This window comes from Lichenicola sp. (assembly GCF_965198575.1).
Lineage (GTDB): Bacteria > Pseudomonadota > Alphaproteobacteria > Acetobacterales > Acetobacteraceae > Lichenicola.
The window spans coordinates 1784331-1810345 of sequence record NZ_OZ240671.1; the positions used below are offsets into that span (position 1 = coordinate 1784331).

Annotated in this window: 24 protein-coding genes; 3 read left to right on the plus strand and 21 right to left on the minus strand. The window is 68.3% G+C overall.

The window, feature by feature from the left end:
• Positions 1-8 precede the first annotated feature (8 nt).
• The 11 genes from ACOEQ2_RS08175 to ACOEQ2_RS08225 all read right to left on the minus strand — a co-directional run bounded on the left by ACOEQ2_RS08175 (position 9) and on the right by ACOEQ2_RS08225 (position 11970).
• Entirely contained in the window at positions 9-1166 is a 1158-nt protein-coding gene (locus ACOEQ2_RS08175) for an L-dopachrome tautomerase-related protein (RefSeq protein WP_419730875.1), read from the minus strand.
• 150 nt (positions 1167-1316) lie between these two features.
• Positions 1317-2474 carry an OmpA family protein gene (locus ACOEQ2_RS08180; protein ID WP_419730876.1) on the minus strand — a complete coding sequence of 386 codons (1158 nt, stop codon included), beginning with the start codon at positions 2472-2474 and terminating at the stop codon, positions 1317-1319.
• A 120-nt stretch (positions 2475-2594) separates the two neighbouring features.
• On the minus strand, positions 2595-3041 hold the full coding sequence (locus tag ACOEQ2_RS08185; protein ID WP_419730877.1) for a hypothetical protein: 447 nt from the start codon (positions 3039-3041) through the stop codon (positions 2595-2597).
• Positions 3042-3139: 98 nt separating this feature from the next.
• Entirely contained in the window at positions 3140-4447 is a 1308-nt protein-coding gene (locus ACOEQ2_RS08190) for a Gfo/Idh/MocA family protein (RefSeq protein ID WP_419730878.1), read from the minus strand.
• 75 nt (positions 4448-4522) lie between these two features.
• Positions 4523-5575, minus strand: a complete 1053-nt coding sequence (gene mltG, locus ACOEQ2_RS08195) for an endolytic transglycosylase MltG (RefSeq protein ID WP_419730879.1) — start codon at positions 5573-5575, stop codon at positions 4523-4525.
• A gap of 39 nt (positions 5576-5614) precedes the next feature.
• Positions 5615-6847 (minus strand): beta-ketoacyl-ACP synthase II, encoded by a 1233-nt coding sequence (fabF, locus tag ACOEQ2_RS08200; RefSeq protein WP_419731170.1) that lies wholly within the window; start codon positions 6845-6847, stop codon positions 5615-5617.
• A gap of 122 nt (positions 6848-6969) precedes the next feature.
• Entirely contained in the window at positions 6970-7209 is a 240-nt protein-coding gene (locus ACOEQ2_RS08205; protein ID WP_138325421.1) for an acyl carrier protein, read from the minus strand.
• 219 nt (positions 7210-7428) lie between these two features.
• Positions 7429-8181, minus strand: a complete 753-nt coding sequence (gene fabG, locus ACOEQ2_RS08210; RefSeq protein WP_419730880.1) for a 3-oxoacyl-ACP reductase FabG — start codon at positions 8179-8181, stop codon at positions 7429-7431.
• A 33-nt stretch (positions 8182-8214) separates the two neighbouring features.
• Positions 8215-9189, minus strand: coding sequence for an ACP S-malonyltransferase (gene fabD / locus ACOEQ2_RS08215; protein WP_419730881.1), 975 nt, complete (start codon positions 9187-9189; stop codon positions 8215-8217).
• A gap of 145 nt (positions 9190-9334) precedes the next feature.
• On the minus strand, positions 9335-10654 hold the full coding sequence (locus tag ACOEQ2_RS08220; protein ID WP_419730882.1) for an NRAMP family divalent metal transporter: 1320 nt from the start codon (positions 10652-10654) through the stop codon (positions 9335-9337).
• An 80-nt stretch (positions 10655-10734) separates the two neighbouring features.
• Positions 10735-11970 carry a histidine kinase dimerization/phosphoacceptor domain -containing protein gene (locus tag ACOEQ2_RS08225; RefSeq protein ID WP_419730883.1) on the minus strand — a complete coding sequence of 412 codons (1236 nt, stop codon included), beginning with the start codon at positions 11968-11970 and terminating at the stop codon, positions 10735-10737.
• Between the two features lie 121 nt (positions 11971-12091).
• Here ACOEQ2_RS08225 and ACOEQ2_RS08230 point away from each other — a divergent pair, with 121 nt between their 5' ends.
• Positions 12092-12472, plus strand: coding sequence for a response regulator (locus ACOEQ2_RS08230; protein WP_419730884.1), 381 nt, complete (start codon positions 12092-12094; stop codon positions 12470-12472).
• Between the two features lie 13 nt (positions 12473-12485).
• On the opposite strand, the gene ACOEQ2_RS08235 is transcribed toward ACOEQ2_RS08230, so the two are convergent.
• The 6 genes from ACOEQ2_RS08235 to ACOEQ2_RS08260 all read right to left on the minus strand — a co-directional run bounded on the left by ACOEQ2_RS08235 (position 12486) and on the right by ACOEQ2_RS08260 (position 20763).
• On the minus strand, positions 12486-13364 hold the full coding sequence (locus ACOEQ2_RS08235; protein ID WP_419730885.1) for a methyltransferase domain-containing protein: 879 nt from the start codon (positions 13362-13364) through the stop codon (positions 12486-12488).
• Positions 13365-13394: 30 nt separating this feature from the next.
• The gene (locus ACOEQ2_RS08240) at positions 13395-13928 is read right to left on the minus strand and encodes a YdcF family protein (protein WP_419730886.1); all 534 of its coding nucleotides are present in this window, start codon (positions 13926-13928) and stop codon (positions 13395-13397) included.
• Entirely contained in the window at positions 13925-15199 is a 1275-nt protein-coding gene (locus ACOEQ2_RS08245) for a methyltransferase domain-containing protein (protein WP_419731171.1), read from the minus strand. Before ACOEQ2_RS08245 ends, ACOEQ2_RS08240 begins: the two co-directional genes overlap by 4 nt.
• A 73-nt stretch (positions 15200-15272) precedes the next feature.
• Positions 15273-16052, minus strand: coding sequence for a glycine betaine ABC transporter substrate-binding protein (locus tag ACOEQ2_RS08250; RefSeq protein WP_419730887.1), 780 nt, complete (start codon positions 16050-16052; stop codon positions 15273-15275).
• Positions 16053-16143: 91 nt separating this feature from the next.
• Positions 16144-19353: a bifunctional cytochrome P450/NADPH--P450 reductase gene (locus ACOEQ2_RS08255; protein WP_419730888.1), complete on the minus strand. Its 3210-nt coding sequence runs from the start codon at positions 19351-19353 to the stop codon at positions 16144-16146.
• Between the two features lie 66 nt (positions 19354-19419).
• Complete coding sequence (locus ACOEQ2_RS08260; RefSeq protein WP_419730889.1) at positions 19420-20763, minus strand: Nramp family divalent metal transporter; 1344 nt, start codon at positions 20761-20763, stop codon at positions 19420-19422.
• Between the two features lie 71 nt (positions 20764-20834).
• Between ACOEQ2_RS08260 and mntR the strand changes: the two genes are divergently transcribed.
• Together mntR and ACOEQ2_RS08270 are read left to right on the plus strand one after the other, a co-directional pair.
• Positions 20835-21335, plus strand: coding sequence for a manganese-binding transcriptional regulator MntR (gene mntR / locus ACOEQ2_RS08265; RefSeq protein WP_419730890.1), 501 nt, complete (start codon positions 20835-20837; stop codon positions 21333-21335).
• A 228-nt stretch (positions 21336-21563) separates the two neighbouring features.
• Positions 21564-21914, plus strand: a complete 351-nt coding sequence (locus ACOEQ2_RS08270) for a response regulator (RefSeq protein WP_419730891.1) — start codon at positions 21564-21566, stop codon at positions 21912-21914.
• Between the two features lie 7 nt (positions 21915-21921).
• Here the strand turns inward: ACOEQ2_RS08270 and ACOEQ2_RS08275 are convergent, their stop codons facing one another.
• The 4 genes from ACOEQ2_RS08275 to ACOEQ2_RS08290 are packed head-to-tail and all read right to left on the minus strand — an operon-like array spanning position 21922 to position 25871.
• Positions 21922-22986, minus strand: a complete 1065-nt coding sequence (locus ACOEQ2_RS08275; RefSeq protein WP_419730892.1) for an aldo/keto reductase — start codon at positions 22984-22986, stop codon at positions 21922-21924.
• 22 nt (positions 22987-23008) lie between these two features.
• A complete protein-coding gene (larB, locus tag ACOEQ2_RS08280; protein ID WP_419730893.1) occupies positions 23009-23677 on the minus strand; it encodes a nickel pincer cofactor biosynthesis protein LarB in 669 nt (222 codons plus the stop codon).
• Positions 23674-24546, minus strand: a complete 873-nt coding sequence (locus ACOEQ2_RS08285) for a hypothetical protein (protein ID WP_419730894.1) — start codon at positions 24544-24546, stop codon at positions 23674-23676. Before ACOEQ2_RS08285 ends, larB begins: the two co-directional genes overlap by 4 nt.
• Positions 24543-25871 carry a LarC family nickel insertion protein gene (locus ACOEQ2_RS08290; RefSeq protein WP_419730895.1) on the minus strand — a complete coding sequence of 443 codons (1329 nt, stop codon included), beginning with the start codon at positions 25869-25871 and terminating at the stop codon, positions 24543-24545. The genes ACOEQ2_RS08285 and ACOEQ2_RS08290 overlap by 4 nt, the downstream gene beginning before the upstream one ends.
• Positions 25872-26015: the final 144 nt, after the last annotated feature.

The window sequence follows — 26015 nt, forward strand, 5'->3', positions numbered from 1 at the left end:
GGTGGTCCCTATTTCGCTGCGTTCGGATGGAAACGGAACAGCTGTGTTTCCTTGATGCCAGGACCCTGCCACGTCTTCATTTCCGGGATGTGGGAAGCGGTCACGTAGATCGCGCCGTCCGGACCCTCGGCCATGCTGTCAGGCCAGAACAGCCGCGGATCCTGCACGAGCACGGTGAAGTTGCCGTTGGGGTCCAGACGCTTCACGGAAAACGTCTCGGCGCTGGTCAACAGCATGCCGCTCTTGTGGCTGAACCAGTAGCCATCAGCCACGAACGTCTTGCCCAGACGCTCGACTTTTGCCGCCAGTCGTTCCGGCGACACTGCGTGGTCGAACAAGGCTGCCAGGGGGATCCGGTACATCGTGTCGCCGGTCGTGGCCTGCCAGTATGCGAAGCGATCCTGTCCATCGATCAGCAGTCCGTCGGCGGAGAACCGCGCCGGCTGCGCGTCCAGCATGACCAGCGGCTTGCCGGACACGGTGATGGTGACGTTCGGATCGAACTGCGTCGACGGATGTCCGACAAGCACCTGGCGCGCGTGCCCGGTCTCGACATCGAACACCACCAGCGATCCGGGATTGCCTGAATTGGTGAGAACCGCACGCTTGCCGTCCGCGGTGAAACGGATGTCGTTCAGATACGAGCCCTGCGGCGCCACGCTCGTATCGAAATGGTAGGTGCGCACCACCTTGTTGGTGGCGAGGTCGATGCAGACCAGTTTCGGGCCACCAGGCACGATGAAGGTCAGTCCAGGCGCGGCCGGGTCGAGCACCCAGAGCCGGTTCTGCGCGTCGACAGTGACGCTCTGCACGCACACGAAGCTGGTCGGCGCCTTCGCGGTCCCAGCCGGATCGGCATTGCGGAAGCGGTTCCACTCGGTATCCGGGTATGGGGTCAGGGCGCCATTCGGCCCGACCTCGGCAACCGAGATCGCGACATCCTCCTCCCAGCGCGGGAAGTTCACGAAGATGCGGCCGGTCTTGGAGACGGCCACGCCGGTCACTTGCCGGGGGCTGGTGAAGCGCGCCACGAGCTCGAGCGTCGCCCCTTGCGTATCGGTGGCGGCCTCGGCCCGCGCACCCCCGCCGGCGAGCGAAACCAGCGACGTGGCGGCCAGTCCGGCGAGGATGTCCCGCCGCGAGAGGGGGGACGTGTCTTCAGGCATCGGCGCAATCCATCATCTGCGCCGCGCTAAGCCAGCCCGCCCCCCGCAGTTCCGCGGCCCGGTCGGATCGGGCGGTCACATTATCCGCACAGCATCCGACCGCTGGTCACACGGCTCAATGCAGGATGATCTCGACTGCCCTTCGCGAGATCAATGCAGGATGATCTCGACCCGCCGGTTCTGCGGCTCGCGGGTGTTCGGACCGGTGGCGACGAGCGGGTGGTTCTCGCCGTAGCCGTGGATGTCGATCGCCGAGCCCGGAACGCCGTCTCGGATCAGCTCCGCCTTCACGCTTTCGGCGCGACGAACCGACAGGCCCTGATTGTATCGGGCGCCGCGGATGCCGCCATGGATCGACGAGGTGTCGGTGTAGCCGTTGACCTCGATGCGGGTGGTCTGCACGTGCGTGGAAGCCTGCGCTGCCTGGGCGACGATCTCGCGGGCGCGTCCGGTTAGCTCCGAGCGGTCCCAGTCGAAGAACACCAGGTACGTGCGCGCCTCGGCTGGCGGCGCTGCGGGCACCATCGGAGCCGGCGGCGGCGGTGGCGGGGCTGCGGTGTCGAAGGCGTAGCGAAGCCCCAGCATGAAACTATGGTTGAAGCGGTCACCGAAATAGGCCGGCCCACGGGTCTCGCCGCGGCCGGCGAACTGCTCGACCGAGTAAGCGCCCTCGGTCTCGTCGTCGGTGCCGAGGAAACGATATTCGGCAGTGACGGCGAGGCCCGGAACCGGTCGGATGTCGTACGCCGCTCCGACAATCCCCTGATACGCGAACGACCCTTGCGTACCTCCGACACGGCTGACTGCGGTCTGCGAGGCCGGACCGCCGGCGGACACGCTGGTAAGCGGCGAGAGGTGATTCCACTGGTAGCCGGCGCCGACGCCGACATAGGGCGTGACCGGCACGACCAGGCCGAAGCGGGCGAGGTCGATGTCGTAGAGCACGTTGACCATCGGGCCGTACGCGTTGTTGCTGCCGGTGGTGGTGTTGGGGATCCCGCTATGGACGCGGTTGATCACGGTGTTGCCGTAATCGTCGCCCTCGATCTCGACGCGCAGGCCGTTGCCGAAACCGAAGCCGACCGAGCCCTCGCCGGTGAAACCGTCGGTCCAGCGGAACGTCCGCTTGCTGGGACCCGGGTTGATGGTGCCTGGCGGGAAGAAGCTCCGCGTGTCCTGCAGGATATTGTAGCCGCCGCCAAGGCTGACATACGGGCCGGTGATGGTGTCCGCGCGGGCCGCGTGCGACCCGAGGCCGGTGCACAGGCCGAGCACGAGCGCTGTGCAAAGAAGCTGGTGGCGGCGCATCGGATCGTCCTCTCGGGGAGAGCCGCGACACCTGCCGAGGCCTCGCCCTCCGATATAACGGCGGCTGCGAGAGCGCGGAAGTCGCGTGCCGCCGAAGATCCGCGACCTGTGTCGGATCGGCTACTGCCTGATGTACACGAGTTCGCCGCCGTCCTCCGGATGAGTACCGCCCCAGGACACGTCGACCCACGCCTTGCCGCCCTCGATGAGCGTCATGGTGCCGCCGCCGAGCTGGATGCCGTTTCTGGCGACCGCGTAGTTCAGGATCGGGGGGCCGTCGGATGCACCGGGCGACACGCTCAGGGTCAGCCCCGGCGTCGGTTTCGTGCGGTGGATCTGCATCGGCCGGCCGTCCACATGTCCGGTGACGACTTCGCCGAGTTCCGGGATCTCCCACCGAATGGAATTGTCCGGACCGAGCAGGAACCGGTATCCGGGCGCGCCGCCTCCCCCCGGACTGCTGCGTGCCGGGTCGAGTTTCCAGCTGCCGTTCCAGGGATTGTCCGCAGCATGTGCGGCGATCGGAGACAGCAACGCGGCAACCAGCGACATCGAAATCAGGCGCATCTGGACAGCTTCCGACTGGCGCCTCGGCGCGTGTGTCGAAAGCTATGCGCCTCGTTGGATTGCCGGATCGTTTCCGAAGCATGGCGATGTGGCCAGGATCACGCCGGCACGAACGGCCCCAGCGCCTTCGGCCACGGACCGCGCGTGGTGTCGAGGCCGGTCACCAGCGGCAGTTTCACGATGCCACCGCCGGCCGCCGCCTGATAGATCGCCGCCATGATCTTCATGTCCTGCAGGCCCTCGGCGCCGGGCGTGTGCGGCTCCTCGCCCGCATGCAGCGACGCGGCAAACGCATCCATCTCCTGCGCGAACTGGCTCTTCGGCGTGAAGCGGCGGCTGTCCATGGAGCTTGCCTTGCCGGCCTTCCGGTTGATGCCGAGGGTCAGGTTGTCGTAGCCAAATGCCGGATCGAGCCCGAACCATCCAGTCTCCGCATGCACCCGCAGGAAGCGGCTCTCGTGGAAACTGTAGGCGGACGTGCCGCTGGCGACGATGCCGCTCGGAAACCGCAAGGTGAACATCGCGATGTCCTCGACCTGCTGGAAGCGCGGGTCGTTTGCCGGGTGGGTCATCTGCGCGGTGATTTCGACCGGTTCCTCGCCGGTGATGTAGCGGAACGCGTTCAGGCAATAGAGCCCGACGTCGGGCAGCGACCCGCCACCGGCCATCGCCTTGATCTGCCGCCACTGACCGTTCGCCGCGTCGTTCTGGCCGTTCACCGCCTCGATCATGCGCACCTTGCCGAACGCCTTACTGCGCGCAAGGTCGATGACGGTGCGATGCTCGGGGGTGTATTGCAAGCGGTACGCGATCATCAGGCGGACGTTGGCCTGCTTGCAGGCATCGACCATCGACTGCGCCTCGGCCACCGTCGCCGCCATCGGCTTCTCGCACAGCACATGCTTGCCGGCCTTGGCGGCGCGGATGGTGAACTCCGCATGCATCGCGTTCGGCAGTACGATGTACACGATGTCGATGTCGGGATTGTCGCGGATGCGATCGAAGTCGGCATAGCTGTACAGGTTCTTTTCCGGAACCCCGTACTGTGCCGCGACGATGCGCGCCTTGTCCGGCTCGCCGCTCACCAGCGCGGTCAGCCTGACCGACTTCGCCTCGCCGAACCCCGGAATGATGTTCTCGAGCGCCAGCGCTCCGAGGCCGACGACCGCGACGCCGAGACGCTTGCCTGGCGGCATCGGGTTGGGCGCCTCGCCGTTCTGCTCGCTCGCCTGATGCAGCGGCGGCAGCGTGACCTTGCCGTCCGCGACCGATCCACGGAGCGCCCCGGGCTCCTGCCCGGATGGAGCCATGGGTGCGGTGGCACCGAGCGCCGGCGCGATCAGGCCGATCCCGGCGGCGAGACCGGCGGTGCTGCCGAACAGGGTGCGACGGGTGAGTTCGGCCATGGCGCCATCTCCGGTTACCGGCGGCTCAACCCTTATGGACACGACGCGGTTCCGCACCGACGACGACTTGAACAACTACCGGCCCCGCGCCTCCATCGGCACCTGCGGCGGCGGACGTAGCGGGTCCAGCGTGGCAGCCTGGCTCGGACGGGCCGCCTCGATCGCGCGCAGCTGGGCGACGTTGCGCAGATGCTCCGGCAGCGTTGCCGCGAAGGCGTGTCCGCCGCTGCCGGTGGCGACGAAATACAGCAGGTCACCCGTTGCCGGATGCGCCACCGCCTGCAGCGACGCGATCCCCGGAGCGCTGATCGGGCCGACCGGCAGGCCGGGGATGACGTAGGTGTTGTACGGGCTCGGCTGCACCAGGTCGGCACGGGTCAGCGGACGCGGCAGGCTGCCGAGGCCGCCACCCGCGCCATAGGCCACGGTCGGGTCCGACTGCAGCTTCATGCCCTGGCGGATGCGGTTGACGAAGACTTCCGCCACCTGCGCACGCTCGGACCCGACGCCGGTCTCGCGCTCGACGATGCTGGCCAGGATCAGCAGCTGGCGGGGATCGGACAGCGGCAGCGACGGGTCGCGGCCGGCCCAGGTCTGCGCCAGGGCCGCCCGTAGCGCCGCGTGCATCCGCGCCAGCAACGCGGTCCGCGAAGTGCCGAGCTCGTAGGCATAGGTCTCCGGCAGGATCGACCCCTCCGGCGGCACGGCCAGGTCGCCGACCAGGGCGGGGGCGCGCTCGACCAGTCCGGCGATCTGCGCGGAGGTCAGGCCCTCGGGGATGGTCAGCTCGTGCTGCACCGGCTTGGCGTGACGCAGGATCTGCAGGATCGCGCCGATCGAGGCGTGCGCCGGGAACCTCAACTCGCCCGCATGCAGCGCGCCACCGGACGCAGTCAGGCGGGCCAGGATCATGAATACCAGCCGGTCGGAATCGCCCGGACGCAGCAGCTGGTCGCGTTGCAGCACGCTTGCCAGGACGGGCAGCCGGCTCCGCGGGACCACCAGGTCGGCCGTCTGCGGCAACGGTCCCGGGCGATGCCAGAGCATCCGCAGAACCACCGCGCCGCCGGCACCCGCCAGCACCAGCAGCACGACGAGGATGGAGAGGAGGCGGACGAACAGGCGCATCAGTAAGTCGAACCGCCGGCGACGATCAGGCGGCCAGCCTCAGACGCCACGCATCAGCAGGCTGGCGTTGGTGCCGCCGAAGCCGAAGCTGTTCGACAGTGCCACGTTGATCGGCCGGCGCTGGGCCTCGTGCGCCACCCGGTCGATGACCGACTCCCGGCTCGGATTGTCGAGGTTCAGGGTCGGCGGCGCCACGTTGTCGCGGATCGCCAGCAGCGAGAAGATCGCCTCGACCGCTCCGGCCGCTCCGAGCAGATGACCGATCGCGGACTTGGTGGAGGACATCGCCAGGCCGCGGGCGCTGTCGCCGAACAGCCGCTCGACCGCATCGAGCTCGAGATCGTCCGCCATCGTCGAGGTGCCGTGTGCGTTGACGTACTGGATGTCGGCGGGGGTGAGCCCGGCGCTCTTCAGCGTCTTGACCATCGCCCGGAACGCGCCGGCATGACCCTCGGCGGGTGCGGTGATGTGATGCGCGTCGCCCGACAGGCCGTATCCGATGATCTCGCCGTAGATCTTCGCGCCACGCTTGCGGGCATGCTCGTACTCCTCGAGCACGACGATGCCGGCGCCCTCGCCCATGACGAAGCCGTCGCGATCGCGGTCCCACGGCCGCGACGCGCGGGCCGGCGTGTCGTTGAAGCCGGTCGAGAGCGCACGCGAGGCGCAGAAGCCGGCGATGCCCAAAGCACAGACGGCCGCCTCGGCACCGCCCGCCACCATCACGTCGGCGTCGTCCAGCATGATCAGCCGGGCGGCATCGCCGATGGCATGCACGCCGGTCGCGCAAGCGGTGACCGCGGAATGGTTCGGGCCCTTGAAGCCGTAACGGATCGAGACGTGGCCGGAAATCAGGTTGATCAGCGCGGACGGGATGAAGAACGGCGACAGACGACGCGCCTTGCCCTCATGCACCTGCACCGACGCATCGTAGATCGATTGCAGCCCGCCGATCCCGGAGCCGATCATGACGCCGGTGGCCTCACGGTCGGCTTCGGTCTGCGGCACCCAGCCGCTATCCTCGATCGCCTCGATCGCGGCGACCAGTCCGAGATGGATGAACCGGTCCATCTTCTTCTGGTCCTTGTGCGGGATCCACTCGTCGAGAGTGAGGCCGCCGGTCTCTTTCGGACCCTCGGGCACCTGGCCGCCGACCTGGGCGGGAAGGTCGGACGGATCGAACGCGGTGATCCGGACGATGCCGGACTGCCCCTCGATCAGCCGTGTCCAGACGTGCTCGACGCCGATCCCGAGTGGGCTTGCGATGCCCATCCCGGTGACGACGACACGTCGGCGCGCCGCAGGTGCAGGACCGGGCGCACCGGTCGGGGTGTGGCTGTCAGTCGCCATGTATCCGGATCCCAGTGACTAGCACACCGCCGCGCGGAAAGGCCTCAGGCGGCCTTCTGCTTCTCGATGTAGTCGATCGCGTCCTTGACGGTGCTGATCTTCTCGGCCGCATCCTCGGGGATCTCGACGCCGAAGGCTTCCTCGAAAGCCATCACCAGCTCGACCGTGTCCAGGCTGTCGGCGCCCAGGTCGTCGATGAACGAAGCCTCGGGAGTCACCTTGCTCTCCTCGACGCCGAGGTGCTCGACCACGATCTTCTTAACCTTGTCGGCGATTTCGCTCATCTGCTTCTGCTTCCTGTCTGCCCCTGGTGATACGGGCGGTTCGAACGCGTTCTAAACTCTCTTTGCCACCCGGCCCCGCCACCGACGCCCAACGCCATGTTAGGGCGACCGTTGCGAGTGCGACACCCCGCTCCGGACGAAGCAGCGGGCGATTAGCATGGTTCCCTCCCGGCCGCCAAGGCGGGGACGGCACAGGGTCATGCCGCAGGGTGTCCGGCGTCAAATCATTGCCATGCCGCCATTGACGTGCAGGGTGGCGCCGGTCACCCACGCCGCTTCCGCCGACGCCAGATAGACCACCGCGGCGGCGATGTCCTCGGGCGTGCCCATGCGGCCGAGCGGGATGGCGGCGTTGAGCTTGGCCCGCTGCTCGTCGCCCAGCACGTCGGTCATCGCCGTGGCGACGAAGCCGGGCGCCACCACGTTCACGGTGATGCCGCGCGAGCCGACTTCCTGCGCCAGCGACTTGCTCATCGCGATCAGCCCGGCCTTGGCGGCGGCGTAGTTCGCCTGGCCGGCATTGCCGGTGCTGCCGACGATGCTGCCGATCGAGATGATGCGGCCGGCACGGCGCCTGACCATGCCCTTGAGAGCCGCCCGTGCGAGACGGAAGGGGGCGGCGAGATCGACCTCCAGCACGGCGCTCCAGTCGGCGTCCTTGAGGCGCAGCGCCAGCATGTCGCGGGTCAGGCCGGCATTGTTCACCAGGATGGCGAGCGGCGATCCGAGGGCTGCCTCCGCAGCGGCGACCAGCGCGTCCGGTGCTGCGGGGTCGCTGAGATCGGCCGGGCACACATGCGCGCGTCCGGGCGAGATCCCGTCGAGTTCGGCCGCCAGTGTGTCGAGCGCGTCACGCCTGGTGCCGGACAATGCGACGCTGGCGCCCTGGGCGTGCAGTGCGCGTGCGATGGCAGCACCGATTCCGCCTGACGCGCCGGTGACCAGGGCCGTCTGGCCGTCGAGCCTGAACATGGATCTGTCCTGTGTCGGTTTCGGGAATATGGCTCAGAGCGACTTGAGCAGCGCCTCGATCTCGTCCGGCGTGCCGGCCGAGCGGATGGTGGCGTCGGGCGCGATGCGCTTGACCAGGCCCGACAGCACCTTGCCGGCGCCGAGCTCGATGAAGCTGTCGATGCCGATCGCGGTCATCGCCATGACGCTCTCGCGCCAGCGCACGGTGCCGGTCACCTGGGCCACCAGCAGCTCGCGGATGCGGTCCGGCGCGGTCACCTTGGCAGCCGTGACGTTGGCGATCAGCGGCACCGCGGGGGCAGCGATCGCGGCCTCGCCGAGCGCCTCGTGCATGGTGTCCGCGGCCGGCTGCATCAGCGAGCAGTGGAACGGCGCCGAGACCGGCAACGGCATCGCCCGCTTCACGCCGCGCGCCTTGGCGATGTCGATGGCGCGCGCGACTGCTCCCGCCGCGCCGGAAATCACCACCTGGCCGCCGCCATTGTCGTTGGCGACCTCGATCACCTCGCGCCGGGGCTTCTCACCGGCCTCGACCGGGACCTCGGCAGCGGCGTCGCAGATCCCCTGCGCCTGCTCGAGCTCGACGCCGAGCAGCGCCGCCATGCCGCCCTCGCCCGCCGGCACCGCCTTCTGCATGGCGTTGCCGCGAACCCGCAGCAGCCGGGCGCTGTCGACGATGTTCAGGCTGCCGGCAGCCGCCAGCGCGGAATATTCACCGAGCGAGTGTCCGGCCACCAGCGTCGCGCGATCCGCCAGCCGCAGCCCGCCCTCCTGCTCCAGCACCCGAAGCACCGCCATGGACATCGCCATCAGCGCCGGCTGGGCGTTCTGGGTGAGGGTGAGCTCCTCGATCGGGCCGGAGAACATCAGCTTGGACAGCTTCTCGCCGAGTGCGTCATCGACCTCCTGGAACACCTCGCGCGCGGCGGCGAAGGCGGCGGCCAGGTCGCGGCCCATGCCGGCGAACTGGCTTCCCTGGCCGGGGAAGATGAAGGCGTGCACAGGCATCAGGAGGCATTCCGGCTGTTGACGGGTGCTGGGCAGCGAGCCGCTCCGGCACCGGCTCCCGGCGCGACAGGCGCCCGGGGGTGTGGCGCGTGAGTTGAGGGACGAGGTTACCGGATGTCAATCTTGAGCGCGTGATGGCCTCGCGTCAGGCCCCCATGGTCGCGAACATGCCGACCGCCGCCACCGCCATCACAGCCGTGGCGATCCAGCCGACGCTGCGTAGGACCCGCGGCAACACGAACGCGCCCATGATGTCGGCACGCGCGGACACGTGCATCATCAGCGCCATGATCGGCACCGCCGCCACCCCGTTGATCACCGCACTCCAGAACAGCGCCTTCACCGGGTCGATCCGGATCAGGTTCATCGCGCACCCGACCACGATCGAGATGCACAGCACCGCGTAGAACGCCCGCGCGCGGCCCGGACGGCGGCCCAGCCCCACCGTCCAGTGCAGGCTTTCGCCGATCGCATACGCCGTGGATCCGGCCAGCACCGGCACCGCCAGCAGCCCGGTGCCGATGATGCCGAGCGCGAACAGCTCGAACGCGAAACGGCCGGCGATCGGCTGCAGCGCCAGCGCGGCCTGCGACGAGGTCTGGATGTTGGTGATGCCGTGCGAATGCAGAGTGGCGGCGGCCGTGGTCATGATGAACAGTGCGACGATGTTCGACAGACCCATGCCGATCCAGGTGTCGATGCGGATGCGCCGGAACTCGTTCGGCGCACTGGCCGGATCGTCGCGCAGCGGCCGCGCGGCGGGTCGTTCCTCGATATCGTCGACCTCCTCCTCCGCCTGCCAGAAAAACAGGTAGGGGCTGATGGTGGTGCCGAGCACCGCCACGACGACGGTCAGGTATCCGGCATCGAGGCTGATATGCGGCGCCACGATGCGGGTCAGCATGAGGCCCCACGGCACATGCACCACCAGCGCCACGGCCACGTAGCTGAACAGCGACAAGGCCAGCCATTTCAGCACCGACACGTAGCGCGAGTAGCGGACGAACACCTCGAGCAGCATGGTCAGCAGCCCGAACCCCAGCACGTAGAGGAACAGCGGACCGCCGGCGACCAGGTTCAGTGCCGCCGCCATCGCTCCGAGATCGGCGCCGAGATTGATGACGTTGGCGACCACCAGGCCGGCCAGTACCAGCGTCACCAGCCAGGTCGGATAATGGTGCAGCAGGTTGCCGGCGATGCCGCGCCCGGTGACGCGGCCGATGCGGGCACTGACCTCCTGGATCGCGCACATCAGCGGCCAGCTGAACAGCAGCGTCCAGCCGAGGTCGTAGCCGAGTTGCGCGCCCGCCTGGGAATAGGTGGCGATGCCGCTGGGGTCGTCGTCGGAAGCGCCGGTGATCAGGCCCGGTCCCATGATCTGCAGCAGCTTCGGCCGCTCGGGCTGCTTCACCCCGCCAGGGTCGGGCGGCAGGCTGTGCCCCGGGGCGGCTGGCATAACGGCCATTGCGGAACGTTCCAGCGTCTGTTGATCGACCGCTTCTACACGCAATCGCGCCAGGTTACGCGCCCGCCGGACCGCTTCCGCTACGCGGTCTCCCCGGCGAGGATCCCGCCACGCTCGGCCGGGCCGGGGCGGGAGGGAAAGCCGATCGTCCAGGTGGTGCCGCCGGCGGCGGTCATGACGGCGGTTCCATGCACCTGCTGCACCAGCCGCCGGACCAGGCCGACGCCATGCCGCTTGTTGCCGGGCTGCTCGACGAAGCCGGCGCCGTTATCCTGCACCATCAGCACGGCCTCGGCGCCCTCGCCCTGCTGCAGGGTCACGGTGATGGTGCCCGTATCGTTGAACAGGCCGTGCTCGTAGCTGTTCGACACCAGCTCGGCCACGACCATCCCGAGTGCGGTGACCGTATCGAGATCGACCAGCAGGCTCGCGGCCCTGCAAACCAGGCTGACCTCGCTGTTATGGTCGATCTGCAGCTCGGGAAGGCTCTCGCACAGCGCCGTCAGATAGGCACCGAGATCGACCGACCGATCCATGCCGGACCCGAGCAGCTGCTCGTACACCTCGGCCAGGGTCGTGACGCGACGGGTGATCGCGGCGACCGAGGCCCGCTCGTGCCGGTAACTCTCGAGCTTCGTATGGCTCTCGAGCATCACCTGGACGAGCTGCAGGTTGTTGCGCACACGATGTTTCAGCTCCTCGGCGAGCATCGTCCGCTCCTGCAGCAGGCGGTCCTTCTCGGACACCAGGATTTCCATCTGCTCGATGGTCTGCTGCAACGTCTCGTTGCGCTCCACGGTCGCCACCGCCTCGGCCAGCACATTGGCAAAGCCGGTCAGGAAGTTCACGTCATGCTGGTCGTAGGTATGCTGTTCCGTGCTGTCGATCTCGAGCACGCCGTACGGCGGACCATCCATGCCCTTGATGATCACGTCCAGTGTCGAGACGATGCCATGGTCACCGTAGAAGGCAGGCAGCACGACGTCCCGGGCCTCGGCAAGGTTCTGCAGGATGACCGGCTGGCCGGTCACGTAGGCGCGGCCCTGCGGCGAGGTCTCGTTGGCTTCCGACACCACCAGCCCGACGACCCCGGGCTTCCAGCCATAGCCAGCCTCGATCAGAAGATCGTTCTCCGTCACCCGGTACCTGCATATCTTGCAGAACGGAACCCCCAGCCCGGCGGCGCACACGCGGGCTGCCTCGGTGAGAATGTTGAGCAGGATTGGTTCGCGAAAAGCATAGCTACCGAACGCAGCAAGCGCGGCCTGTTGTCTCAATAAGCGAACAACATCCAGATCCTTGCTGTTATCGGACATGCAGACCTTCTCGATTATCTTGTTGCGGAGCGAGTGGGTTTTGAATAGGTTTCGGTAGTGTTATTATATTTAAGTGGCGCGGCGGTGCAAGTATGGTGCTGCGGATTTTCGGGGCCAGCCCATGCTGAAAGTTCTTGTCGTCGAAGATGATCTCATGATCGCCGATGCCTTGGAAGAGATCCTCGTCGATGCAGGCTATGAAGTTTGCGGCATCGCCAGCACGGTCGACGAAGCGGTCAGGCTCGGTAAAAGCCAGAGGCCCGACCTCGGCGTGATCGATTTCCGGCTCGCCGGCGGCGGATACGGGACGGAAGTCACAGCCGAACTCCGCAAGCTTGGACAATTCGGTGTATTATACGCGACCGGCAACCCCGATCATCCGATGCTGATCAGGTCTAAAGGCGACGGCTGCATCGCCAAACCCTATTCAAGCCGCTCGATCATATCCGCACTCCGGAAGGTCTGGCAGAAAATGGACGACCGGACGACCACCGCCAAATAGTCCGGCCCGGCACTCAGCCCGGCTTCTGCAGCACCAGCAGCACCTGCGGCAACCGCACCGGGTTGTCGAGGAAGTCGATAAGCCTGAACAGGTGGCCCCATTTCTTGAGCACATAGCCGCGCGGGATCACCGCCTCGCCGTAATGCGCCTGCGGATGCGGCGGCGTGGTGGACGCCGCATGCAGGAAATGGCCGGCCTCGTAACGGGAATTCTCGAGCGGCTCGTCGATGAAGCTGTCGGCGCAGGCCTCGTACCAGGGATGCTCGAGGCGGATCCCGGATGCCCGCCTGAGCCGCATTTCCGCACAGAAGCCGATGAAGCGGCGACTCTGCGTGGTGATCAACAATAACCCGCCAGGCTTCAACAGGCGCTGGAATTCCTCGATCCAGCGCAGCGACAGAAACTCGTCGAGATGGCTGAACACCGACCAGGAAATCACATAATCCAGGCTCTCGGGTGCCAGGATCATCGGCGGTGTCAGCTGGCAGGAGAGGAAATTGACGCTGGCGTTGCAGCGCCTGGCCTCCATCAGGAAACGCGAGGTGCTGTCGGCGCCGAAGAGGTTCGCGGGCTCGATGTCCTTCATGAACAGGCGCAGCATCCGGCCCCAGCCGCAGCCGAAATCCAGCATCGTTCGGTGTGCCGCAATCGGTCGCCCGGCATAGGCGCAATACGACTTGATCTCGCGGAAGAACACGTGCGCCTCGTGCAGCGACACCTCGCCGGCATGGCCGTGGATCTCGCGCTGCAACTCCTCCGGCGGGAAGCCCGGCATCGGCACGCCCTCGATATCGGGCACCCGCAGCGAGCTCACCAGGATGTCGAGCCAGTTTTCGTCGCTACGATCGCGGAACGTCTTGAACAGCGCCTCGGCGCCGGGTGAATGATACATGGCACCGCGCTGGTTCGGATCCCGCCCAAGCTAACGTTTTGTCAGGGCCCTGTCGATCATTCGCTTGCCGAGCAGCAGAGCCACGTCCCAGGGCAGCGCCGGCACCTCGCGCAACCGCCACCGCCACCGGCGCAGGAACTGCTGCGACGCGGGCCGCGGCGGCGGCGGAACCGCGCGCGCCGCCACCCCCTGCAGACGCAGCAGCACCAGGCAGCGCGGCAGATGATACGCGCTGGTGGCGGCAAACACCGGCCCGGCATGGCCGATCGCGTGCAGCAGCGCGGCGCAGGCCCGGACGGAATCCAGGGTGTCGGTCGCGGTCTCCTCTCGCCGGATGCGCGTTTCCGGGATGCCGTGGGCTTGGAGCAGTGTCGCCATCGCCGAGGCCTCGGAGGGACCATGGCGGCCTATCCCGCCGGTCGGCAGGTACAGCGGCGGGGTGGCAAGCTGCTCGCCGAAACCGGACGCCGCCTCGACCCGCCAGGTCAGGGTCGGGGTGGGCGAGCCGTCCCGACGCAATGCCGCCCCGAAGACGATGATCGCGGCGGGGTGCCCGTCACTCAAGCCGGAGGCCGCAGCAGGATGCGGTTCACCCGGGATAGCGCGCGGAAGGTCTCGGCCCAGGCAGCCGCGAACTTCGCCGGCCCGATGCCACGTTCGGCGAGGGCCGCCGCGATCGCCGACACGTTCCGCTCGCCATCGATCAAGCCGAGGATCGCGCGTGCCTGTGGTGGCAGCGGCACCGGCACCGTGAGCCGCCCGAACGCCACCGGCAGGCTGCCGTCCGGCCCGATCTGGCGGACGATCTCGGCGACCGGCATCTCGCGCGCCACCGGCACGGCGTCCGGCGCCATCGGGTCGGGTGCCGCCGGTGCCTCGCCGCGACGCACCGCATACACCACGTGGGTGTTCATGTTGCCGGCAAGACTTTCCGCCAGCGCGGCGCGCCCGGTCGGCGACAGCGATGCCGCGCGGGCACGCAGCCGCGGATCGGGCAGCAGCAGGTCCGGGTCGTAACGCGCAGGCTCCATCAGGCAGGCAGCCTCCAGACCGGCCTGGTCGAGCAGTTCAAGGAACCCGGCGATGTCGTAGGCGCGGTCGCGCGGGTTCAGCAGCAGGTCGTACAGCCCGGCATCGCCGCCGGAGAGATGGTCGCCGAAATTGCTGTTGGCGCGCAGCCAAGCCGTCGCCGGCAGATGCCGCATCACCCGGCGCGCCACATCGAGCCGCGCCGGCGGTGGCTCGCCTGCAGGAGCCAGCAGCGCCAGCGCATCCTGCAGCATATAGACGCCGGTGCGACCATGCGGCGCATACACCATCAGCCCCATGCCGCCGCCCGGCGCCAGCGACCGCTCCAACCCACGCAGCGCGGCCAGCGGGTCAGGCAGGTGATGCAGCACGCCGCAGCAATCGATGTAATCGAACGGCCCCAGGTCGGCGGCGGGCAGCTCGGTCAGCGAGCGGCGCTGGAAGGCGATGTTGGACAGGCCGCGCACCTCCGCCCGGGCGCGCGCGATGCCGAGCGCCTGCTCCGAGCGGTCCAGGCACAGCACCTGCCCCGCTCGCCCGGCACGCTGCATCTGGGTGGCCAGCATGATGGCAGCGTCACCGGTGCCGCAGCCGGCGACCAGCACCTGCAACGGCCGGCTCGCGGGTCGTGCCGCGCCGAACACCCAATGGTCGATCTCGCGCAGGTGGCTCGGGCTGCCGATGAACAGCCGTTTCGCCTCGTCGCGCGGATCACGCTGCGGGTAGGGATAAGCCTCGTACTGGGCGGCGAGGCTCAGGTCCGCCTGATCCTCAGGCACGTCCTGATCCGCCTGATCCTCAGGCACGTCGCTTTTCGCCTGATCCTCAGGCACGTCGTGGTCCGCCTGATCCTCAGGCACGTCGTGGTCCGCCTGATCCTCAGGCACGGGGCGTCAGGCGTCCGCGCTGCCAGGCTTCGGCGGCTTCGTCGGCGGTCATGCCGTCGCGACGCATGGCGTGTTCCAGGGCGCTGACCACCGGATTGCCGAGGGTCAGCTCCTCCAGCTCATCCATCAGGTCGGGATCGAGCGAGGCGCGCAGGCCGCGCCGCAGCAGCAGCCTGGCTTCCTGGCGGGTGTTGAGTGCCGCCTCCGGATCCTCGAGCGGACGCAGCCGACCGCCATGCGCCAGCGCGTGCGGCTGCGAAAGCGGCAACACAGCAGCGGCGGCAGCGTCGAGCAGCGCACTGGCACGGTCGAACGCCACCTCGGCGTCCAGCACCTCCAGCCGATAGCCCGAACGCCCCAGCTCGTACACCGTCATCACCCGCTGCGCATGCGGCTCGAGCCAAGGCGGCAGCACGATCTTGGTGTCGATCACCGCGGCGATCTCCGGCCGGTGCAGGTCGGCGATCGACACCAGGCCGGGAATGACCAGGGCCGCCGGCACCGCCCACATCAGGAACGGCCGATACAGCACGCCGCCGAGAACCTCCATCTGCGCGGGATCGACCAGGCCGGCATCGAGGTCCGGCAGCCAGGCGGTGGCCAGCAGGTCGATGCGGCCGGCCTGCATGTGCGCCACCAGCCCATCGCGGTCGGCCGGGACGAGCTCCACCTCGAGGTCGTGCGCCTCGAGCACCCGCAGCACGGCTGCCGCTGCCGCCTCGTGCTGCCGGGTGTCGAGATGGCCCAGGGTCAGGCTGGAGGTGAAGCTCATGCGGGCGATTTCCAAAGGTGCGGCGCGCGGTTGCAGCAGGTGCGGCGGGCTTTCGCAAGTGCGGACGGTCTCACCTTCGGGAGTGCGGCGTTCAGGAAAACACGTCGGCGACGTAGCGAGCGGTCTCGTGCTCGATCCGGTCGGCCCATTGCTCGGCCTCCTCGGCGCTGACGGCCCGGGCCTCCTGGTAGATCCGGATGACCGTCTCCCTGACCGCCGGCGCCATCCGCTGACCGTCGCCGCACACGAACATCGTGCCGTTCTGACGGAACAGGTCGGCGAGGTCGGCGCGATCCTGCCAGACGCGGTGCTGCACGTATCTCACCTCGCCCTCCGGCCGCCTCGAGAACGCCATGCGCACGCTGACCAGGCCCTGGGCTTCCCAGGCCGCCAGCTCGTCGCGGTAGAGATAATCGACGTCTGGATCGGTGATCCCGAAGAACAGCAGCGCGGGTCCGACCGTCCCGCCCGCCGCCTTCCGGATCGCGCGCTCCTGCAGGAAGCCGCGGAACGGCGCGATCCCGCTTCCGGCGCACACCATGATCAGCGGCGTGGCCGGATCGGCAGGCGGATGGAACGCCGCCTGCGATTGGCGCACCGCGACCGAAAGCCGGGCTCCGACAGGCAGCCGCGCCAGGTACGAGGACGCGATGCCGTGATGGCGCCCCTGCCCCGAAAGCGCCGGCGCATCCAGCACGGCGAGGGTGATCGAGCAGCGGCCAGGGTCGTGCAGCGGGCTCGACGAGATCGAGTATTGCCGGACGCGCAGGCCGGGCATCGTCGAGAGGAAGGCGGCGAAGCTCAGCTCGCACGCCGGAAACCGCTCCAGCAGGGCGAGCACGCTGACGCGCTTGTCGAGGATCTCGCGCCTGTAGGTCTCCGGATCGGCCAATGCCGACAACGCTGCCTTGTCCGGGGGGCAGCGCGTCGCTTCGACCAGCAGGCCGATCTGGTCGCGGCTGGCCGGCACCTCGAGCTCGACGAAATTCGACAGGATCTCGCCGACGCTGATCGGGATGCCGAGCGGCAGCGTGGTCGAGCCGCCGGCGCCGCCGCGCAGAACCACGGCCGTTTCCGCAGCAAAGCCGAAGCGACGCAGCACACGCCCGACCCGGTCGTCGTCGTTGCGCGGCAGCACCGCGATGTAGTCGCCGCAGCGGTAGGTCATGCCCTGGGGGAGCGCCAATTCGAGATGCCGCTTCGAGCCGCCAGGTCCGTCGCGTCCCTGCGCCAGCTCGCGGTTGACCAGCACCGTCGCCTGCTCCATCTGGCCGACGCGCAACACCGCCTCGCGCCCCGACCGCAGGATCTCGACCTCCACGGCCGGTGCGGCAAAAGCGGCCTCGTCGGCGACTGCCCTGCCGAAGGCGCGGCCGAGCTCGGACCACAGCGTGCGGTACCAGTCATCGAACGCGCCGAAGAAATCCCCACTCGCATCGGTCTCGCCACGCGGCCTGATGCGTTCGGCGCCGGCTGCCTGCATCGCCGCATCGACGCGCTTCGGGGTCGCCTGGTAGGTCCGCGCCCATTGCCGGTTGCCGCAGCCGAACACCGCGAAACTGACGCCAGCTAGGCTCCCCTCCGGCACGCCCTCGAGCCACTCGACGAAGTGGCGCGCATTGTCGGGCGGCTGTCCCTCGTAGGACGCGGTGACGATGACGACCGCGCCCTCCGCCGGCAGCCTTTCCACGTAATCGTCCATGGTAGCGACGACCGCCGCGTAGCCACGCCCTGCCGCGTCGCCGGCGATCCTGCGCGCGAACGCTTCGCACGAGCCGGTATTGCTGCCGTACAGCACCAGCAACCTGCCGATCGGCTCGGGCAGCGGGCGGGCCGGACCGGCTGCGGGGGTCAGCTTGCGTTGCGGTGCGGACGGCATGGCGCTGCGCACGCGGGACGGATTGTCGTCGCGGCGCCGGGCATGGATCGTGAGGCCGTGCGGCTTGATCGTCAGCGTCTCGGCGATCATCAGCCGGTAATCCGGATCGGCCAACTCGATGTCGAAGCGCTGCAGGATCATGGCCAAGGCGAGCTGCGCCTCCTGGAACGCAAAAACACGGCCGATGCACGAGCGGTGGCCGTTGCCGAACGGCTTCCACGCATTCGGCGGCAGGTGTTTCGCACGCTCGGGCTCGAAGCGTTCCGGCCGGAACTGCTCGACATCGTCGCCCCAGACCGACCGGTCGCGATGCAGCGTCGGGATCAGCACCAGCAGCGCGTCGTCGGGCGTCACGGCGTAGCGGCCGCCGATCACCGTGGGCTCGCGCGGCTGCACGGCAAAGGCGGGCGCGGTCGGCCAGAGCCGGAGCGTCTCCATCAGGATCTGCTCGACGACGTGCAGCTTGTGCAGCTCCTCGACCTGCGGCGTGGTCGCGCCCAGCACCTCGTCGATCTGCGCCCGGGCTTTCTCCAGAACGCCTGGATTGGCGAGCAGGAAATACAGCGCGAAGGAGAGCAGGCCACTCGTCGTCTCGTGGCCGGCGATCAGGAACGTCACCATCTGGTTGCGGATGTTCTCGTCGTCGAGACCTTCGCCGGTGGCAGGGTCGCGACCGGTCAGCATGATGTCGAGCAGATCCTGCGGGCCTGCATCGGAGCCGTCCGCGCCCGCTTGCCCGAACTTTCTCGCAGCTCGTCGCTCGGTGACCAGCGTGTCGGCCAGGCTGTGCATGAAGCGCACGTCGGCATCGAAATGCAGGCGGTTCGGCAGCATGATGCGCGAGGCGACGCTCGGCCGGCGGGCCCGCGCGCCGGCCTCGTCGAGAGCGCCGACCATCGCGCTGACGAACGGGTGCATCTCGTTCTGGTAGAAGCTGTTGAAGCGGTAATCGAACGCGCACAACGCGATGGTGTCGAGCGTCAGCCGGGTCATGTTGTCGGCGACGTCGATCGTCGCGTCGCCGAAGCGCTCCCAGCGCAGCAGCATCTGCTCGGCGATATCGAGCATTTTCGGGAACATGCCGCGGATGCCGATCGGCCCGAACGCCGGCATCAGCAGCGCGTGGGCCTTTGCCCAGTTCGGCTCGTCGTTATAGGCGGTGAACAGGCCGTCGCCGGTGATCGGGCGGAACTGCTGCAGCGACGCATGCACCGCCTTCACGAACCGTGCCTCGTCGCAGAGTTCGTTGACCAGCGCATGCGAACTGACGATCGTGAGATCCGACCCGGCCAGCGACAGGCGATAAATCGGTCCCTGCTCGCGGGCCAGCCGCATGAGACTCTGCACCGGCGCGTGGCTGTCGATGCTGGTCAGGTTGCCGAGGAACGGCACGGTCCGCGGCTGCGGGATCTCGACGGTCATTCGAACTCCGGCGTCAGGGCTGGCTGACCGGAAGTTTACGGTCTCGCCGGGACGCTGGAAACCAGGTCAGCTCGGCAGCATGCCCGCGGTCTGCAGCAACAGCGCCAGGTTCAGCAGGCCCACGAACGCCACCATGATCCAGGCGATCACCAGGGTGCGGCCGGACATGCGGAAGCGGCCCATCACCTTGGCGTCGCGGCTGATCATCACCAGCGTCACCATCGGCAGCGGCAGCACGAAGCTCAGCACCACCTGGCTCCAGACCAGCGCGCTGGTGACGTCGGCGCCCATCGCGATCACCACGAAGGACGGCACCATCGTCACCACCCGCCGCACCCAGATCGGGATGCGGAAGCCGACGAAGCCCTGCATCACCACCTGACCGGCCATCGTCGCCACCAGCGAGCTCGACAGCCCGGACGCCAGCAGCGACACCAGGAAGATCAGTGCGGCGGCCCGTCCGAGCAGCGGCGTCAGGGTGTGGTAGGCGCCGTCCAGGCTGTCGATCTCGGCGTGGTTGCCGTGGAAGCAGGCCGCCATGATCACCATGGCCATGTTCACCAGGCCGGCAATGGTCAGCGCGAAGATCACCTCGCGGTTGGAGAACCGCACCATGCGGGCGCGCTCGACGTCGTTGCGGATCGGCACCCGGTCCTGCGTCAGGCTGGAATGCAGGTAGATCGCGTGCGGCATCACGGTGGCGCCGACCAGGCCGATGCACAGCGTGATCGCCGCGTTGTCGGGCAGGCTCGGCACCAGGCTGTGATGCACCACCGCTCCCCAGTCCGCCGGCGCGATCAGCAACTCGCCCAGGTAGCTGACGCTGATGGCCGCCACCAGCCCGCCGATCAGGATCTCGAGCGGCCGGAAGCCACGCCTCTGCATGCCCAGCAGCAGCAGCGTTAGCACCCCCATGGCGACCATGGCCGGCAGCAGTCCGACATGCAGCAGCAGCGACAGCCCGACCGCACCGCCGATGAACTCGGCGAGATCGGTGGCGATCGCCGCGAGCTCGGTCAGGATCCACATCGCCGTGGCGGCGCCGACCGGGAAGCGTTCCCGGGAGAGCTCGGCGAGGTTGCGACCGGTGACGATGCCGAGCCGGGCCGCCTGCGCCTGGAAGAACATCGCGATCAGGTTGGCCAGCACCACCACCCAGAGCAGCGCATAGCCGTAGCGGGCGCCGGCCTGGATGTTAGTGACGTAGTTGCCCGGATCGACATACGCCACCGACGCCACCACCGCCGGCCCGAGCAGCGCCAGCAGGCTGCGCATGCCGATCCGTTGGCCACCCAGCGTCTCGCTGAGTGCCGTCCGGGTGCGGGCCGTCAGGTTGGGCGCGATGTCGATGAAGCGGGACTTCCGGAACAGGTCGCGATACGCGGACGTTTCGGCACACGTTGTAGCCATGGCTACAATTCGGTCAACGGAAGAAAGCCGGTTATCGTGCTCGCCGGATGACAAGCGCGCGACGGGACGAGATGCCGATTGCTGCAACCACACCCGGGCCCGATCCGAAGTCGGACGTGGAGGACGAGCGGCCAGCGCTGGCCGAGCATCTCGACCGGGCCCGTTCGGCGCGCACCCGGGTGCTGCTCGAGGATTATGTGGAGCTGATCTCGGACCTGGCGGCCGGCGGCGAGGCGGTCGGTCCGAGTGCCCTCGCCCGGCATCTGGGGGTGAGCCATGCCAGCGTCATCAAGTGCATCGGCCGGCTCGGGCGTGCCGGTCTCGCGACCACATTGCCCTATCGCGGGGTGTCGCTGACCGAGCAGGGCCACGCCTTGGCGGCGACGGTCCGGCGCCGGCATCGCGTGGTGGTGGAGCTTTTGCGCGCGGTGGGGGTTCCCGAAGCCGAGGCGGAAGCGGACGCCGAGGGCATCGAGCATCACGTCTCGGCCTCGACCCTGGAAGCGTTCGAGCGCTTCCTTGGAGGTGGCCCTGCCGCGGGTCCGGTGGGACGGCGACCGCCGGCGAGATGATGCCCTGACCCGATCTTCAGACCTGTCATGATATGACGCAGCATGACGCTTTCGGTTCGGCCGGGCTTGACGCAGACTGCGAGGGCCCGGGCCGTCACCGCTTCGTTTCGACCTGGCAGAGTGCAGCGAAGTCCACCCGACGCCGAAGTCGAGGCCTATGTCGAAGCATCCAGGGCTGGGTCGCGATCACCCGTACGCCGCCTCGGCCACGGTCAGGACCGGCGCCGGATGAAACGCGTCCTGCTGGTCGAGGATGAGATCCTGCTGTCCATGGTGATGGAGGACAGCCTGGGCAGCCTCGGCTACGAGGTGGTGACCGCGTCGAGCCTGACCGCCGGCCTGGAGCATGCGCGCACCCTGGAACTCGACGTGGCGCTGCTCGACGTCAACCTGGCCGGAACGTTGAGCTACCCGATCGCCGTGATGCTGCTCGGGCGCAACATCCCGTTCGTGTTCGCCAGCGGCTATGACGAGCTCGTGCTGCCCGAACCGATGCGGAACGTGCCTGTGCTGGCCAAGCCGTTCCGCACCCACGAACTCGACCACGCGCTGCGCCTGGTGATGATACCGACGCCCTAGGCGCCGGTCAGGCCTCGGTGAGCCATTGCGGGTTCTGGTTGGTGCCGTCGAAATGCTCGGTGGTCTTGTAGAGCTCGGTCTTGCCGGTCATCGCGATCTGCTCGCTGCGGGCAAGCAACGCCGCGCGCATTCCCGGCGTGGTCGGCTGATAGGTCCTGACGGCCTCGAGCGCCTGGTGCAGGATGGCCATGCTGTCGATTCCGGTGATCTGGATGCTGATCGGCAGGCTCATCGGATATTGCAGCATCTGGATCGGCGGCATCACGTTCGACTTCAGGATGAAATTGTCGCCGAACGCCTTCATGCCCATGATGCCGGTGCCGCGCGCCACCGCCATCGGCACCACGGTCTTCTCGAAGCTGTCGTAATGCGCGTCCATGATGTTGAGCGGCATCTGCACGGTGTCGAAATGGAACTCGTGCTGGTCGGCAGTCTCGAACATGCTCGCGTGAATCGCCGGACTCTTGTGGCCGGTGAAGCCGATATAGCGGATCTTGCCCTGCTCGCGCGCCTTCAGCACCGCCTCCAGCGCCCCGCCTTGGGCAAACACGCGGGCAGGATCGTCCGGGCGGATGATCTCGTGGAACTGCAGCAGGTCGATATGATCGGTCTGCAGCCGGTTGAGCGATGTCTCGATCTGTCCCATCGCCGCCTTGGCGGTGCGGCCATCGATCTTGGTCATCAGGAAGGTCCGGTGGCGATACCCCTGCATCGCCAGCGCACGGCCGAGCCTGACCTCGCTCTCGCCGCCATTATAGTCCCAGCAATTATCGCAGAAATTGATGCCGGCATCGATCCCGGCATGCACCACGCGGATCGCCTCGTCATTATCCATGCCGCCCGGCTTGGCGAGATGGTAGCCGCCCATGCCGACCAGCGACACCGCCTCGCCGGTCCGACCCAGCGGCCGGTATTTCATGTCCGGATGCTGCGGAATGCCGGCCGTCACGCTGCCGGGTTGCGGCGTGGCGTTGCCGGCCTGCATCGCGGCGGCAGCGGCCAGCGCATCCACGGGCAGCGAACCGGCAGCAGCGGCGGCTGCCACGGTCTTGATGAAGTCGCGACGGTCCATCGTGATGTCCTTGTCGGTTCGTTCAGGAGGAAATCTGACCCAGCACGCGCAACGCCACGCAGGCCGCACCATAGCCGTTATCGATATTCACCACCGAAAGCCCGGGTGCGCAGGACGCCAGCATCGCATCGAGACCCGCGCGGCCGCCTTCCGCGACGCCGTATCCGACCGAAGTCGGCACACCGACGATCATCCCGGGCAACAGCCCCGCCACCACCGATGGCAGTGCCGCATCCATGCCCGCGACGACCACCACGATCGGAAAGCGGCGCAGTTCCTCGACCCGGCGCAGCAGCCGCCACAGCCCGGCCACCCCAACATCGGCGATTTCCTGGGCGGCGTGTCCGGAGAAACGCAGGGTCCGTGTCACCTCGCGCGCAACCGGCACGTCGGAGGTGCCCGCGGTGACCACCGCCACGCGCGCGCCACCCACGAGCGGCGCCGGCTCGCCCTGCCACGCGGTGCGCGAGATCGGATCGTAATCCAGCCGGGCCTGCATCGACTCTGGCAGCAGCGCGAAGCGACCCGGATCGAGCCTGGTCAGCAACAGCGGCGTGTTTCGCGAGGCCTCCAGGATGGCGGCGATCTGTTCCGGCGACTTGCCCGCGCAATACACCGCCTCGCCGAAGCCGATGCGCGCGGTCCGCTCATGGTCGAGCAGGAACTCGGCTGGTGCCGGATCGCCGCTCATGAATGCGGCTCGTGCACGACGACGGATGCGGGCGTATCCGGCCGGAGGAAGGCGCTGCCAGTGCGGTAGAGGGCGAACCGCAGCGGCCGGTGTAACTCCCCGGCCGACGCCTCGATCGCCGCCACCGACTCGCGCAGTTCGGCGTCGCGGGCGGAATCGAGCGCCTCCAGGCTGGCCTCGTCGAGCTCGACCACCATCCCCTCGCGACGGATCCGGGCCCGCACCGTGTGGGGGGCAAGCCGATCACTGACCAGGCGTTCGACCGCATGCACCAGGCGGAGCGTCGCGGGCTCGATCGACAGGCCGGTCTCGATCCGGCTCGACAGGCAGGGTGCCGACGGCAGGTCCGCCAGCCCGGCCAGCCCGACCAGCGGCGCGATCCGACGCAGCATCGCCTTGGAGATGCCGGCCTCGACGAAGGGATGCCGCACATCGTTCTCGGCCGCCGCCTGCAGACCGGGCCGGTAGTCGCCGAGATCGTCGAGGTTGGTGCCGGACAGCACCAGCGTGCCGGTGCCGCGCAGCCGCTCGGCGATGGTGCCGTACAGACGGCTCTTGCAGAAGAAGCAGCGATTGGCGGGATTGGCCCGGTAGCGTGCATCCTCGAACTCGCCGGCATCGAACACCTCGAGCCGGGCGTGGCGCTCCTCGGCCAGCGTCCGGGTGCGTGCGGTGGCTTCGGGAGGCACCGCCGGAGAGGTCGCGTGATGCAGGGTCAGGCGCTCGCCCAGCACCGGCATCGCACTCGCCGCCAGAGTCAGGCTGTCGATCCCGCCGCTGACGGCGATCGCGACGTGCGGTGCGTCGAGCTCGCCGAGCACCGACTGCAAGCGGGCAAGCGCTGCTGCAGCCTCCTGGTCCAGGATCACGATGCCGGCTCCTGCTCTGCGGCTGTTGCTTCCGCCTGGCGCCGCAGCCGGGTGCGGGTGGCGTGACCCGGCAGACCCAGCAGGTGGTCGGCCTCGGCCTTGCCGGTCTGCCCGTCCGGACGCTGCACCAGCTTCACGGCCACCGGCACGCCATCGATCATCGTCTGCGCCATCCGCCGCGGCAGTGCCTGCCCCTCCACCAGATGCGTGCGCAGCCCGATGGTCGTGGTCTCGCGGAAGCAGGCCTCCGTCGCCTCGGCCAGCGCGTCCGGTGCGGCCAGCACCTGCACGTGTATCGTCAGGCGCCCCTTCTTGCCGATCGCCATCATCTGCACGACGTCGTGCACCCCCGCCACTGCCCGCACCCGATCGAGACCGGCCGCGAGATCCTCGCCGGACTGGTCGTCCACCTCGAACGCGATCACCACCAGCGAGCGCTGCGCGCTGGCGACGGTCGCCTCGCCGCCGACATCGAGCAGCAGCACCCGCAGGCAGTTGCTGGTTCCGGGCAGCCTGCGGGTGCCGAACCCGATGCCGGTACCCGACAGCCGACCCGCCGGTCGCGCCTGCAGCAGGCCGCTTGCACGCAGGTAGCGCAGGATCGCGGCACCGGTCGGCGTCACCCGCTCGCCGGCGATGCCGTCATCGAGCAGCTCGAACCCGTCGAGCAGCAGCACGGTCGCCGGTGCCGGGACCGGCATGATGCCGTGCGCCGTGCGAATCCGTCCGCCGCCGATCGGCAGCGCCGAGATGCTCCAGCTCGCCGCCCCGATCCGATCGATCAGCACGGCGGCCGCGACGATGTCGGCGATGGAGTCCGCAGCACCCACCTCGTGGAACGTGACTGCATCCGCCGGCTTCCCGTGCACGCGGCCTTCCGCCTCGGCCAGCACCGCGAAAATGCCGAGCGCATGATCGCGCACCGCGTCGGCCAGGCCGCACGCCTGCAGATGCGCGCGGATGTCGCTCCAGGCGCGATGGCCATGCGCCCGGTGACGATGGTGGTCGTGGTCGTGGTCGTGGTCGTGCGCATCGCCGCGATCGTGGCCGTGCGCCTGGTCGTCGTGATGGTCGTGATCGTGGTGGTGTTCATGCCCATGGTCGTGGCCGGCATGATCTGCAGGCTCGCCGCCGGGCGTCTCCACGTTGAACTGCATGCCGGTCAGCACGCCGTCATCGAACGGCCGCAACCGGCACTGCACCGGCGCCGCCCGCCGCACCGCCTCATCGACAGACGCCGCGTGCCCGGGATACGCCGCGAGCAACGCTGCGGCGAACATGTCGCCGGCAACCCCGCCAAGCGGGTCCAAATGAACGTGGATCATGCGCCAATGATGGAGATGCCGAGTCGTGTTGTCCACGCACGCCGGCTTGCATCACTGGGTATGTCGATCACCCTTGCGGGACAGCGTTTTCGCGCGCCCGCTGCCATCGGCATCACGACCTGCAGGCACCCGCCATCATCCCGC